The 13,371-nt window shown below is 56.0% G+C and carries 9 protein-coding genes; 5 read left to right on the top strand and 4 right to left on the bottom strand.

What is annotated here, in order from left to right:
• Positions 1-186: 186 nt before the first annotated feature.
• Together CIMIT_RS11665 and CIMIT_RS11660 are read left to right on the top strand one after the other, a co-directional pair.
• Positions 187-2,049, top strand: coding sequence for a DUF2075 domain-containing protein (locus CIMIT_RS11665; RefSeq protein ID WP_328286430.1), 1,863 nt, complete (start codon positions 187-189; stop codon positions 2,047-2,049).
• 82 nt (positions 2,050-2,131) lie between these two features.
• Positions 2,132-4,096, top strand: a complete 1,965-nt coding sequence (locus CIMIT_RS11660; RefSeq protein WP_038593333.1) for a DUF2075 domain-containing protein — start codon at positions 2,132-2,134, stop codon at positions 4,094-4,096.
• Positions 4,097-4,132: 36 nt separating this feature from the next.
• On the opposite strand, the gene CIMIT_RS11655 is transcribed toward CIMIT_RS11660, so the two are convergent.
• Complete coding sequence (locus tag CIMIT_RS11655; protein ID WP_038593330.1) at positions 4,133-6,388, bottom strand: LuxR C-terminal-related transcriptional regulator; 2,256 nt, start codon at positions 6,386-6,388, stop codon at positions 4,133-4,135.
• 243 nt (positions 6,389-6,631) lie between these two features.
• Here CIMIT_RS11655 and CIMIT_RS11650 point away from each other — a divergent pair, with 243 nt between their 5' ends.
• The 3 genes from CIMIT_RS11650 (at position 6,632) to catA (ending at position 9,764) form a co-directional block, all read left to right on the top strand.
• Complete coding sequence (locus tag CIMIT_RS11650) at positions 6,632-7,210, top strand: flavin reductase family protein (protein ID WP_051904989.1); 579 nt, start codon at positions 6,632-6,634, stop codon at positions 7,208-7,210.
• A 150-nt stretch (positions 7,211-7,360) separates the two neighbouring features.
• Complete coding sequence (locus tag CIMIT_RS11645; RefSeq protein WP_231910384.1) at positions 7,361-8,884, top strand: 4-hydroxyphenylacetate 3-hydroxylase family protein; 1,524 nt, start codon at positions 7,361-7,363, stop codon at positions 8,882-8,884.
• Between the two features lie 13 nt (positions 8,885-8,897).
• Positions 8,898-9,764: a catechol 1,2-dioxygenase gene (gene catA, locus CIMIT_RS11640; protein WP_038593313.1), complete on the top strand. Its 867-nt coding sequence runs from the start codon at positions 8,898-8,900 to the stop codon at positions 9,762-9,764.
• A gap of 473 nt (positions 9,765-10,237) precedes the next feature.
• On the opposite strand, the gene aldA is transcribed toward catA, so the two are convergent.
• From aldA to CIMIT_RS11625, 3 genes are read right to left on the bottom strand one after another with little or no spacing between them, the layout of a single operon-like run.
• Positions 10,238-11,671 carry an aldehyde dehydrogenase gene (gene aldA, locus CIMIT_RS11635; protein ID WP_038593310.1) on the bottom strand — a complete coding sequence of 478 codons (1,434 nt, stop codon included), beginning with the start codon at positions 11,669-11,671 and terminating at the stop codon, positions 10,238-10,240.
• Positions 11,672-11,690: 19 nt separating this feature from the next.
• Positions 11,691-12,569, bottom strand: coding sequence for a dihydrodipicolinate synthase family protein (locus CIMIT_RS11630; RefSeq protein ID WP_038593307.1), 879 nt, complete (start codon positions 12,567-12,569; stop codon positions 11,691-11,693).
• Between the two features lie 3 nt (positions 12,570-12,572).
• Complete coding sequence (locus tag CIMIT_RS11625; protein WP_038593303.1) at positions 12,573-13,367, bottom strand: amidohydrolase family protein; 795 nt, start codon at positions 13,365-13,367, stop codon at positions 12,573-12,575.
• Positions 13,368-13,371: the final 4 nt, after the last annotated feature.

The raw sequence follows: 13,371 nt of genomic DNA, 5'->3' as shown, positions 1-13,371 counted from the left end.
CGCATTCAGAATTCTCTCACGGTCTGACAGACAGAAAACATCGAAGCAGAAAAGCCGATTCAAACCCAACGCGGTTGTTAGGATGGTTGCGGTAAAGCGATCCCGACAGGCTTCGGCTACCTCCACATAGGCTTTGTCCGCTGAAATGCCTCCACATCGCACTTTTTAGTGTGCTTGGAGGCTGCATTGTCTGCTCTGCAGATGAAGAGTGGGGAGTTTATCACCGCTGCATCTGACCCGGAAAGCCTCGTGGAACAGCTACTTTCAACACAGCTAGACAGTTCACTACCGAGGTCTGCCGCCGCTGAGCAAAGATCCTGGAGGAACAGTCTCCCGATACTGGCGGAGGATCTTGCGGCTGCTGGGCTGTTCGATGTCGACGTGTTTCTTGAGTTCCCTTTGCCTATGTCATCACAGCGAATTGATGCGCTTCTAGCTGGAACGCACCCGGTAACGGGGAATCCCTCATTTGTGCTTCTGGAACTCAAGCAGTGGTCATCTGGACGTATTTTTGAAGGGGATACCAACCTGGTGCAGATTCCGGGGATGTACGCCCCGCAACTTCATCCTGCCCGGCAAGTGAACGGTTACCGCCGCTATTTCAACGATTTCGTAACGGCGCTGGAGGGGAGAGACGAGTGGGTCGAAGCTGCGGCCTATCTCCACAATGCGGAGGAGAGTGCTTTTCAGGAGGAGTTCTACCAAGCTCCCGAAGCGGAAATTTTCACCTCTGATTCCCGGTCTGCGTTGCAGCAGTTCCTCAAAGGTGTCCTTGGCGGACCGCGAGATGAGGACTCAATACAGGCAGTGCTCCAGTCGCCCAGCCGGCCGTCGAAGAAGCTCATGCAGTTGGCTGCTGAAGAAGTCCGTAATCGAGAACAGTTTGTTCTCGTCGGCGAGCAGCAGCGTGCTGTCGATCTCATTAAGCATGAGGTGAACTTGGCATCGCGAGGGAGAAAGAAGAGGGTCATCGTCGTTTCTGGCGGTCCCGGAAGCGGGAAATCAGCGATTGCGTTATCGCTTTTGGGTGAACTGGCTCGAGATGGGAAGACTGTCCTTCACGCCACTGGTTCACGATCCTTCACCCAAACCCTGCGGAAAAACGCAGGCTATCGTCACGTTGACACGCAGAACCTGTTTAAATATTTCAATTCCTTCATCAACGCAGAAACCGATGTGCTGGATGTACTCATTGCGGATGAAGCTCACCGCATTCGACAGACCTCGAACAACAGATACACGCGTGCGAAGGATCGGTCTTCCCGTCTGCAGATAGATGAGTTGGTGAGCGTAGCCAAGGTGCCAGTTTTCCTCCTGGATGACAATCAAGTAGTCCGAGCGGGTGAGCTTGGCTCAACAGAAGACATCAAAAAGTTTGCTACGAGCCTCGGCTACGAGGTTGTCCACGTCGGCCTCACAGAGCAATTTCGCTGTGGCGGCTCTGCAGAGTATGTGCGCTGGGTAGAGCAAATCTTGGGACTGGCCGATGGCGAACCGCCCGAGGCGACGCTCGACACAGAAGATTCTTTCGAAGTACTGCTCGCGGATTCTCCGCAAGAAATGGAAGCAGTGCTTCAAAGCCGTACCCAGACGAATGAAACCGCCAGGATCGTTGCTGGGTTCTGTTGGCCGTGGTCAGATGCGCAGGATGGGCAGCTTATCGACGACGTCGTGATCGGTGACTGGGCGCGCCCCTGGAACAACAAAGGCAATAGGAGAGTGGGCGATGCACCGCCGTCGGCATTGTGGGCAACCAAAGAAGGCGGGTTCGGCCAGGTCGGTTGCATCTACACGGCGCAAGGGTTCGAGTTTGACTGGTCGGGCGTGATTCTTGGGCCGGATCTTGTGTGGCGCGATGGCAGGTTTGAAACGGCGCGCGCCGCCAATTGCGATCCACATTTTTCTAGGCGAAACCAGGTGTCTGACGAAACTTTCGATCTACTGATCCGCCACGTCTACAAAGTCCTATTGACCAGGGGAATGAAAGGAGTCGTCATCTACTCGCCAGACAAAGAAACCCGCGAAGCATTGAAGCAGTTGGCTTCCTAAAAATTTGTCCAAGGGCCCTTCGGACTTCCACGTGGATATGTCCTCACCCCGACCGTTTTCGTCAAGAAAGTGATTCATAAGCGTGAGCGAGCACCCGCAACCGTTTATTCAGAGGGTTCCCTACAACGAGCATTTCGAGGACGCCCTCGTAGCCCGCTACAACCAAATTCCTTTGGACCAGCGGGAGGAATGGAGTACTTACCAGCTGGACTGGCCGACTGTCTACGTTGTACGAAGTCGTCGGGAAGGGAAGTACGGAGCTGCGCAATTTGAAATATACGTCGGCGAAACTAACGATATTCGGAAGAGGACCCGGCAGCATCTTTACCAAGATCCCAAAAACCGCGACGACTGGGCAAGATTTACTCGCGCTGACGACGTAGAAATGTACGTCGTCGGTCACCCGTACTTCAACAAATCACTGACTCTGGATATCGAGAATCGGCTCTTGCACTATCTCGAGGCTTGCAAATTGGTCGAGCGGAGAAACAATCGCCGGACGAACGAACAGCGTGCGTACTTCACCGTTGAGCATCTAGATACCGTCTTTGGCCAAATTTGGGATGTACTCCATCGGGAGGAACCTGAACTGTTTGAGCCGGTGAAGGAGATTCAGGAGCGGGCGATTTTCAAGGCATCTCCATTCCAGCGTCTTAATGAAGAGCAGCTGCGCGCTCAGGACCTTGTCTACCAGGCGCTCGAGAGCGCACTTGAGGAAGACAGTGATGAGCACCGACTAATTCTTGTCTCGGGTGAAGCAGGCTCGGGAAAGACGGTCCTGATCAGCAGCATTTTCGCTGGAATCATGATGGGCGTTGGGGAAGAAGACGAACGGTACACGCATTTAGTCGCGCCGGAAAACCGCGTCACCGATGCAAGCCATCGAGAGCAGACGGCCGATCAGGATGAGGCAGTGCCAGTGGGAACTGACATCGACGGCTACCTGATCTCGGGGCACAAGAATGATGGGGGACAGTATGAGGTGTACAAGGAGATCATCCGGAAGTCGGGGATACCGTATTCGCGGCACGGTGTGCGAAATTCCCGGGTATATAAGCCAACTAACTTCATCAATACGTTTTCACCAGATGATCCGGTAGACCTTGTGCTCATCGATGAGGCACACCTTTTACTGACGCAGAAGTCGCAGAGCTACACAGAGGACCAACCACAAATTGGTGCCATCCTGGATCGCGCAAAGGTAGTCGTCGCAGTATTTGACCCGAAACAAACTCTCGAGGCACCTCAGTACTGGGATATACCGATCGAGGAGTACTTTGCGGACAAACTATTCGGCGAGCCTATCCGTCTCGAGAACCAGATGCGTCTGGAAGCGGATCCGGAGACTATCTCCTGGATTCGGCACTTTGTAGACGATGGGGCTATTTTGCCCGTCCCCTCCGATAGTAGGGGATACGACTTGCGGATCTACGAGACTCCGTCCGAGTTGGAAGAGGCCATTCGATCTAAAGACAGTGCGGTTGAGAACAGCCTTGCGCGATTGTTGGCAACCTACGACTGGGAATTTAAGTCCAAGAAGTCAAACGATGAAACGCCTGATGGCGCTTGGTACGTGGATATTGCCTACGCCAACGGGGAGTTCACCATGCCGTGGAACCTCATGACGGAACAACCAAAGGAAATGCGTGGCAAGAAGGCATACAGAACCGCCTGGTCGGAAGCTCCGCACACTATCAACGAAATCGGCTCTACATACACTATCCAGGGCTTCGACCTGAACTATGCGGGAGTAATTCTCGGTCCGTCGATTGTCTACCGGGATGGACGCGTACAAATCGACCCTACAAAATCCGCCCATAAAAAGGCGGTGTACAAGCGAACGCCGACGCTGCTTATCCAACAGTCACGCGAGACAGATCCCAACCACGAGGAGCTGCGATTCGAAAAGAAGTCACATGCAGAAGAAATGATCAGGAATGAGCTCAACGTGCTATTGACGCGTGGGACAAGAGGACTCTTCATATACGCAGTTGACGACCAGCTACGCGAAGAGCTCCTCCGCGCCGCGGGCATGCCTGGCAGCTAAAGGATGAGCAAGGACGCGTGTGGATAATCCCAGCACTCACCCATGCAACCACACCGCAATCTGCGAGCGGTTGTTGATCTGCAGCTTCGAGAAGATGTTTTCTACGTGGCCTTCCACCGTCCGGGTCGAGATGACCAACTTGTCGGCAACTTGCCGGTTGGTCAATCCGGAGCCGACGAGTTCCGCGACCTCGCGCTCTCGGCGGGTAAGCGGGGAGTTCTTTTCAACCTTTGGCTCGTTTGCCGTTGCTGGCTCGGGAAGCTTGTCGTACATGCTCAAGGCATAGGCAATCGCGTCCTTTTTGGACCTTGGCACCCGTTGCGTTTCGAACACTAAAGGCTCACGGGCTTTCACCGAGCGCGCTTTCATCGCCGGGCCGAACGCTTGCACTGAAGTGCCTTGGGCTCGCCAAATATCATCGGCTGCCGTAGCGAGTGAGCTTGCGAGTTCATGGTTCCCGACTGCTGACTCAATCCAACTCTGCAGTTCAACGATGAGCGAAGAGACGATCCCGTCTTGGAAGTCTGCACTAATTTCAAGACCCTGACGGGCATGTGCACGGCCGCTCTCCCACTGTCCGAGTGAGAAGTGGGCCATCCCGGCTACCCAGTGGAAGTGTGCGCGGTTCCAGCGCTCCCCGGACTCATCGGCAAAAGTGAATGCTTGCGCGCATACTTCCAATGCCTCGGTGTGGGCGCCGCTGAGCTCAAATGCCATGGCGTGTTGGAATCCGGCGATGAGTTCGGCGGCGGTGTCGTCCAAGTCGTCGAAAAGCGACAATGCCTCGCCGAAGAGTGGAATTGCCTGCTCCAGTGATCCCGTGAACAAATGGTAGAGGGCCATCCAGCAGCGGGCGTGTGCCTTCAAGTGGACATTGTCTAGCTCTTCGGCGAGATCCCAGCACTCCTGGACGAGCTCGCCGCCACGGTCGTGGTCGCCTTGAATCAAGGCCACCCAGGCACCGACCCAGAGCAGCTCACCTCGCGACGGGCCGGTGACCCCCGGCAGTGCGAGAAATTGCTCGATCCGGTCGCGGCCTTCACTGAGCGACAAGCCGGCTACCCACTGATAACGCAGTGCTGCGACGTGCTCCGCGGCGGCATTTGGTTCCTCGCGGGTGTCGTAGGCGTGCTCGAGCGCGAGCACGGTGTTGCTGTGTCCCTCCCGTGCCATCTCGAGCATCGTGAGCTGGTTCGGGCCGGGCCAATGTGCTGCCATCTCCGCGGCGCGACGAGAGAAGAACTCACGGTGACGAGCCTGGAGGTCGGCCGCTTCCTCAGCGGACAGCTGCTGTTGCCCGTAGAGCTTTGTGGATACGAACTGCCGGTAGCGCACCCGCCTGCGGTCCCGCTCCACCCGGAGGACTGAGTTTCTTACCAGGTCATCCAGCAGCGGATAGACGTCTTCAGGGGACAAAGGCGGAAACCCGCAGATGTTCTCGGCGGCAAGCAGATCAAAGGTATCGGGGAAGATAGAGATCCGGTTCCAAAGCAGGCGCGCTTGCGGGTCGATGAGGTCGTAGCTCCACTTCACGGCGTTTTCCAGGGTCTGCTGCCTGCTGGGCGCGCTGTGCGGACCGTTTTGCAAGATCGTGAACTGGTGCTCGAGGCGCTCCGCGAACTCGCCTGTGCCAATCGAGCGGATGCGCGCCGCGGCAAGTTCGAGGGCGAGTGGGATGCCGTCGAGGCGTCGGCAAATGCTTGCAATATCGGAGGCATTCTCAGCGGTGAGCTCGAAGGCGGGGTCCGCGGCGTGCGCACGTTCGACGAACATTGCCACCGCAGGAGTTTTGGCCAGGGCGGCAGAATCTACGAGCGCGTCGGCGCTTGGAAGGCTCAAGGGCTCCAGGTGCAGCAACTTCTCCCCCGGAACGCCGAGTTGGCAGCGGCTGGTAGCGATCATCTTTACATCCGGGCATTCCGTCAGAATGAGGTATGCCAGCTCGCTGACTGCAAGGACTACGTGCTCGCAATTGTCGAGTATGAGCAGCATCGACTTTGACCTGAGGTAGTCCACTACTCGGACTTGCGAAGGCCGGGAAGACTGATCGGGAATCTCCAGATCAGTTGCAACAAGGGGTACCACCGCTTCGCCGCTATCTGCTGCACTCAAATCAAGAAACCACGCGCCATCCGGGTAGGAATCGTGGATCCTATTGCCGGTTTCCAGGGAGAGACGCGTTTTCCCGATGCCGCCTGCGCCAGTGATGGTGACGAGGTTTGCGCTCTCCAGCAGGGACACGAGGTGGTCAATTTCAGGCTCTCGGCTGATGAAGCTGGTGACGAGGCGCATTGGTAGGCGAGCTCCTCTTCGCATGTCTACGCGCACGATATGCGTAACCTCCTGACCCGCAAACCGGGTAGTTCTACCCATTTGGATGCTCAGCAGCCTGATCACCGCAACTGAAAAGTTGGGTATTTCTACCCGTGATCCACGACTCTATAGCAAATAGCTTGTGTTGTAGAGCACTTTTGAGAGCTCTGCTGCACCAAGTTGGAACGCTGATTAGGCGATTGTGTCGAAGGAGGAACGCATATGAACCAGCCTGCGGTGTCCGAAGCCCCTCAGAAATTCGATTCACGTGAGCTGCGAAACGCATTTGGTCGTTTTACAACTGGCGTGACTGTCGTGACCTGTCTGGCCCCAGACGGCAAGCCCCACGGAGCGACCGTGAATGCTTTTACCGCTGTGTCGCTTGACCCGCCACTTGCGCAGGTGACGCTGATCCGTGGAAACAAGGCAAGCCAGTACCTGGAAGAGCAGCCCTTTGCCATCAACATCCTCGCGGAAGATCAGCTCGATGTCTGCATGAACTTTGCGGGTAAGCCGATGGCAGGTGGACCGGCGTGGCGAAACGAAGACGGCATCCCGGTGCTCAAAGGTAACGCCGCGACGATTGAGTGCAAGCCGTGGCGAACCTACGACGGCGGCGACCACATCATTGTCATCGGCGAAGTCATCGACGTCGAGGTAACTGACCGCTCTCCGCTGCTGTTCCATGCGGGCAAATTCCGGTCAGCCGGAAGCTACCTGGACGGTCTGCCCTGGGACTGCTGCGGCGACGGACTCAGCATCGGCTGGTTCGGGGACAACACGTCCTTCCGGTCTTTTTAACAACACACACCTCCCATCGGTATTGCGGTGGGGTCGAGAAAGGAACACAACATGTCTACTGAACACCTGCGCAACACTGACGTTGAGCCAACCCCGGGTGAGCCCTCGCGGGCGTCGGAACGCACGCAGCCGAAGAACCCCAAGCTCCCGATGACGGGCGACGAGTATATTGAGTCGCTCCGCGATGGGCGCGAAGTGTACATCCACGGCGAGCGCGTCGACGACGTGACGACGCATCCCGCGTTCCGCAACTCGGTGCGCATGGCCGCGCGGCTTTACGACGGCTTCCACAACCCGGAAACTGCAGACAAGCTGCTGACGGACACCGACACCGGCTCTGGAGGCAAGACGCACCCGTTCTTCAAGGTGCCGCGCTCCGTCGATGACCTGCGCGAATCCCGTACCGCCATCGAGACCTGGGCGAGGATGTCCTATGGCTGGCTCGGTCGCTCGCCGGACTACAAGGCAGCATTCCTGGGCACCCTCGGCGCAATGCCGGAGTTCTACTCCCCGTACCAGGAGAACGCAGAGCGCTGGTACAAGGAATCCCAGGAGAAGGTCCTGTACTGGAACCACGCCATCATCAACCCGCCGGTCGACCGTCACCTGCCGCCGGATGAGGTCAAGGACGTCTTCATGAAGGTAGAGAAGGAGACTGCCTCGGGCGTCGTGGTCTCTGGTGCAAAGGTTGTTGCTACCGGCTCTGCGATTACGAACTTCAACTTCATCTCGCACTACGGGCTGCCGATTAAGCGTCCGGAGTTCGCCATCATCTGTACGGTGCCGATGGACTCCCCAGGCGTGAAGCTCATCTCTCGCCCGTCGTACTCCCAGAACGCAGCCATCACGGGCACGCCCTTCGACTACCCGCTGTCCTCGCGCCTCGATGAGAACGACGCGGTCTTCGTGTTCGACAAGGTGCTCGTGCCGTGGGAGAACATCTTCGCGTACGGCGACCCGGACCAGATCAACGGCTTCATGCCGAAGACCGGCTTTATCAACCGTTTCACCTTCCAGGGCTGCATCCGCCTCGCCGTGAAGCTCGACTTCATCGCTGGTCTCCTGCTCAAGGCACTCGAGATCGCAGGCACCTCCGACTTCCGTGGCGTGCAAGCCCGCGCAGGTGAAGTGATTGGCTGGCGTAACCTCTTCTGGGCGCTGACCGACGCCATGATGCTGAACCCGGACGAGGGGGCCGACGATAGCCTGCTACCGAACCTGGAATACGGCATGGCGTACCGCATGTTCATGGCCACCGGATACCCGCGCATCAAGGAGATCATCGAGCAGGATGTCGCCTCCGGCTTAATCTACCTACCTTCCGGAGCCCTGGACTTCAAGAACGCCGAGATCCGTCCGTACCTGGACAAGTACGTCCGCGGTTCCAACGGCGTGACCGCCGTCGACCGCGTGAAGCTCATGAAGCTTCTGTGGGACTCCATCGGCACCGAGTTCGGCGGCCGCCACGAGCTCTACGAGCGCAACTACTCAGGCAACCACGAGAACGTCCGCATCGAAATGCTCCTCAACGCCATGAACAACGGGGTGAAGGACCAGATGTTCGGCATGGTCGAGGACTGCATGGCGGAGTATGACCTGGACGGTTGGACCGACAAGGCCTCCGACCTCATCCAGTCTGACGACGTCAACGTATTCATGAAGAACCTCAAGTAAGTAAGGAAGAACAATGTCCGAAGTGAACACCACCCAAACTGGACAGGATCCGACCGCGAAGGGTTCGGGTAACGCGGCGACTGCTGCGTTCCAGAACCACATCTACAAGTCGGATACGTCCAAGGAGCGCGCGAACGAGATCTACACGGATCTGCTCAAAGCGATTGCTGATGTCGCGCACAAGCACCAGGTGACCTATGACGAGTACCGCGTGCTGAAGGACTGGATGATCAAGGTCGGCGAGTACGGCGAGTGGCCGCTGTGGCTCGACGTGTTCGTTGAGCATGAGATCGAGGAGATCAACTACAACCGCCACGACTACACCGGCACCAAGGGCTCGATCGAGGGCCCGTACTACGTGCCGGATGCGCCGGAGCTGCCGTGGAAGACGACCATGCCGATGCGTGAGTCGGACAAGCAGTCTGAGCAGCTGATCTTCAAGGGCCAGGTCACCGACATTGACGGCAATGGTCTTGGTGGTGCGACCGTTGAGTTGTGGCACGCGGATGAGGAGGGCTACTACTCCCAGTACGCGCCTGGTATTCCGGAGTGGAACCTGCGCGGCACGATCGTGACCAATGAGAATGGCGAGTACGAGATCACGACGGTCAAGCCTGCGCCGTACATGATTCCGCACGATGGCCCGACTGGTTGGTTCATCGCGTCTTACGGTGGTCACCCGTGGCGTCCGGCGCACCTGCACTTGCGTGTCAAGCAGCCTGGTTTCCGTGAGATCACCACGCAGCTGTACTTCCGTGGTGGCGACTACGTGGACAACGACGTGGCAACCGCTGTGAAGCCGGAGCTGATCTTGGATCCGACGCCGGGCGAGTCCGGTCTGGACGAGGTCACCTACAACTTCGCACTGGACAAGAGCTAGTCACAAGCTAGTCTGTCGAGATTGAGCCGCGGCATACGGGTGTTGAGCCTGTGTGCTGCGGTTTTTGCTTGTGCATTAAACGGCCGTGCCCCCCTCAGATCCCAGATTCCCCACCACCTTCGGCTACCGCTCCGCCCGCAGCGGACCGCGGCCCCAACTTGTGCTTCGCGACACCCCGGACCAGGAATTCGACGCCGCCCAAACCAAAGAAGCAGCCCAAGCGTCAGGGGAGTAAGTGGCAGTGATGACCATGCACGGTGCGCAGGGTATGGAGTTTACCCACATCATCTTGATGGGCGGGGCCGCGATATCCTGCCGCAGCGCTTCCGTCTGGCCGGGCTGTCCGAAGCCGACCAAGCGGCCGCGCTGCAGCAGGAGCGTTCGTTGCCCTACGTCGCCGTCTCTCGTGCCCGCGACGCGCTGGTGATTACGGCCGCCGGGAGAGGTCCGAGTTACTGCCGGAGGTGTGGGGGCTACAACTTCGATTCGGTGTAGACAACGTGAGTTTCCACGTATTCTAGGAGGCCATGCTTGCCATCCGCTCCCCCGATTCCGGAATTTCTACGGCCCGCATGAAATCCCTGCATCGCTTCGAAATTCTCGCGGTTAATGTACGTCTCTCCGTACTGTAGCTCTCGCGCCGCTTTCATCGCGTGATGCAGGTTTTCAGTATAGACCGAGGAAGTTAATCCGTAGTCGGATGTGTTGGCGAATTCCAGTGCTTCATCGAGGTCGTCTACGACGACAATTGGCAGTACCGGACCAAACACTTCCTGTCGGGTAATCGCACTTCCTTTCTTGACGTTGTCAAGAATCGTTGGTTTGAAGAAGTAGCCTTCGGGGAGTGTCTGATCGCGTTCGCCGCCGCAAAGAACATCGGCGCCTTCCTGAACTGCTTCTTCGACGAATTTTTCAACCCTAGAAAGCGCAGTTGAGTTAATCAATGGGCCCATGTCAAGATCAGCATCTGTACTGGTGTCTCCATACTTCGTGGAATTGAATTTATCCACCAGCTTCGAGACGAATTCCTTGTGTACGTCTCTTTGGACTAGGACGACTTCAGCGCAGTTACACACTTGACCGGTATTGATGACCCGCGAATTCCAGATCGCGTCTGCTGCTAGATCCAAATCAGCGTCCTCGAGAACAATTGCAGGAGCTTTTCCGCCTAATTCGAGGTTTACTCGTGTGAGATTCTCTGCGGCAGCCGCCATGATCTTTTTACCGGTATTGACAGACCCTGTCATCGAAATCAGATTCATATCTGGAGATGATGTGATCGCAGCGCCTACAGTTGCACCAGTCCCAAAAACCATGTTGAAGACACCAGCTGGTAATCCTGCTTCTTCAACAAGCGCGCAGAATGCAGCTGCGTTGAGGGGAGTCTCTTCACTTGGCTTCATCACAACCGTATTTCCGGTGAGCAATGCGGGGGCAAGCTTTCTTACAATCAAAAAGAACGGGAAGTTCCAAGGAAGGATTGCTCCCACTACGCCAACGGGTTTATACGTCAAAGTAATGACTTCGTTGGGACGATCTGATGGCAGTACTTCGCCCTCCAACTGACGCGCGAAGCCCGCCATGTAGTCGAGGTAGTCAGCCGAAAAACCGACCTCGGTAGCTGCAAGGGTCTGTGTTTTACCTTGTTCCTCAACGAGGTACTTGGCAAGTGATTCCGCGTCTCTACGGATCAGTGACGCAAGCTTAACTAGGAATCCGGCACGATCAATCATGGTGCGCTTCGCCCAGTCCGGCTGCGCCTGCTTTGCAGCTTCAATTGCAAGGGAGACTACGTGTTCTTCGGAATCTGGGGCTTCACCGAGAAGCACTCCATTGGAAGGGTTGCGAACAGGGATCTGCTTTTCGACAGAGGAGAACTCTCCACCGATGTAGTTTTGGATGCTCATGATGGCCCTTTCTGGGTAGTTAGATTTCAGATACGAGAGTTTCAATCAATTGCTTCTTGCTATCTGATAGCGGAATGTGGTGGGCTCGGGTACCTACTTCGAAATTGAGCGCGGTCTTTACCCGAGTAGCGTATTGAATTGTGGGGATAAACCAGTCTCCGACTTCGTAGACTGCCATCAGACGAGAAATTGCAGATGCACAATTCAAAGCAGTACCGTAATCTTGGTCTTCATAGGAGCGATGCATTTTCACAAAAGTCTCAGGTACTACGTTCGTGAGTCCGCTTAGAACTCCTGCGCCTCCGGCAATGCGGTTCGAGATGTAGTATTCGTCGAAGCCAGAAAGCACTGCGAAGTTATCGCCGGTCGCTTTAATCTCTTGTCGATTATGAGCGATAGAGTCGACCGTGTCCTTCAATCCGACAATGTTCGGGTTCGCAGAGCTCAGTCGCCCGACCAATGCGGGGCTCAGGTCGGTTCCCGTGCGGTCAGGAAAGTTGTACAGGATTAGTGGTGTATCAGTGGCACGAGCGAGCTCTGTGAAATACTGCTCGGCCTGCTCTTCCGTGGGCCCAAAATAGTATGGACTAACCACAACTGCGCCGTCGGCACCAGCAGCTCGTGCTTTTCTCGTCAGCTGAGTGGTTTCATCTAAGCTATTGGTTCCAGTACCGACAAGGAGCTGGGTACGATCGCCGAGGCATGATTTTGCAAACTTGGTCGCCTCGATTTTTTCTTCGGAGGAGAAGCTATAAAACTCTCCAATACTTCCGAAAATTAGAATTCCATTGACTCCAGCCTGAGTAAGATTGTCAAGGTGCGCTTCCCAGGCGGCAAAGTCGAACTCTCCGTCTGCAGTTAGCGGTGTGATGGAAGGACAATAAATTCCAGATTGCATTTCTTATACTCCTAAATGATAAATGGCGGATGCATTGTTTTTGAACACTGCTGGATCATCCCCAAAGACATTCCGCACAAGCTGTACTTGCTGAGTGACTGCTTCCCTCACTCCTCCTACCGGCCAATTTGAAGCAAACAATAAACGATCAGTACCGAAGGTATTTTTGACAAACTGCAGAATCTCTTGAGCGAGATCGGGTTCATCAACGGGAATGCCGGACAACTTGCAAAAGGTATTTGGCGTATCCGCGAACTCGCGAAGGTTTTGCATGCTTTCCGAGCTGAGGGTGGCGATATTGCCGACATGGTTGAGAATAATTGAGGCGTCCGACACCAGCCTGGAGGCTTTGGCAATGTGAGGGATTTCTTGCGGCCGAACTACAGCATCGAATGGCAAACCGTGATTAGAGAGCAACTCTAATCCTGCAAGGAAGCTTTCCTCGAGGCAGCGCCCTGGTTTTGCTGACGGGGTGTGGAGAACTTCGCGGACACCATTGGAATCAGCGAGTATGTCCATCTCAGCAGAGAGCTGAGCCCTGCTGACTATGCCAAAAGTGGGAACACATGTCTTTAGTTGGCGTACTAGTTGGTGCTCCTCGTGAGGATCTTCGCAGTCAGCCTCGATGTGGACTAGCCCCACCAGGCGTACGTCGTCGATCTGCTCATATTGGTGCATCAATTCATGAACAGAGAAAGAGCGCTTGAGGGCCGCGGGCTCAGCTTCTAGCCATGGCAGCGTTTGTTGCTCTAGATTCCACTGGTGAAAGTGACTGTCGATAATGTCAAGGGTGCTCAATTCT

This window comes from Corynebacterium imitans, from assembly GCF_000739455.1.
Classification (GTDB): domain Bacteria; phylum Actinomycetota; class Actinomycetes; order Mycobacteriales; family Mycobacteriaceae; genus Corynebacterium; species Corynebacterium imitans.
This window is presented reverse-complemented; position numbering and strand designations above follow the sequence as displayed.

Excerpts from the sequence above, each read along its gene's own strand:
- CIMIT_RS11655 (WP_038593330.1), bottom strand. The coding sequence starts at position 6,388 with ATGCGCCTCGTCACCAGCTTCATCAGCCGAGAGCCTGAAATTGACCAC.
- CIMIT_RS11650 (WP_051904989.1), top strand. The coding sequence starts at position 6,632 with ATGAACCAGCCTGCGGTGTCCGAAGCCCCTCAGAAATTCGATTCACGT.
- CIMIT_RS11645 (WP_231910384.1), top strand. The coding sequence starts at position 7,361 with ATGACGGGCGACGAGTATATTGAGTCGCTCCGCGATGGGCGCGAAGTG.
- catA (WP_038593313.1), top strand. The coding sequence starts at position 8,898 with ATGTCCGAAGTGAACACCACCCAAACTGGACAGGATCCGACCGCGAAG.
- aldA (WP_038593310.1), bottom strand. The coding sequence starts at position 11,671 with ATGAGCATCCAAAACTACATCGGTGGAGAGTTCTCCTCTGTCGAAAAG.
- CIMIT_RS11630 (WP_038593307.1), bottom strand. The coding sequence starts at position 12,569 with ATGCAATCTGGAATTTATTGTCCTTCCATCACACCGCTAACTGCAGAC.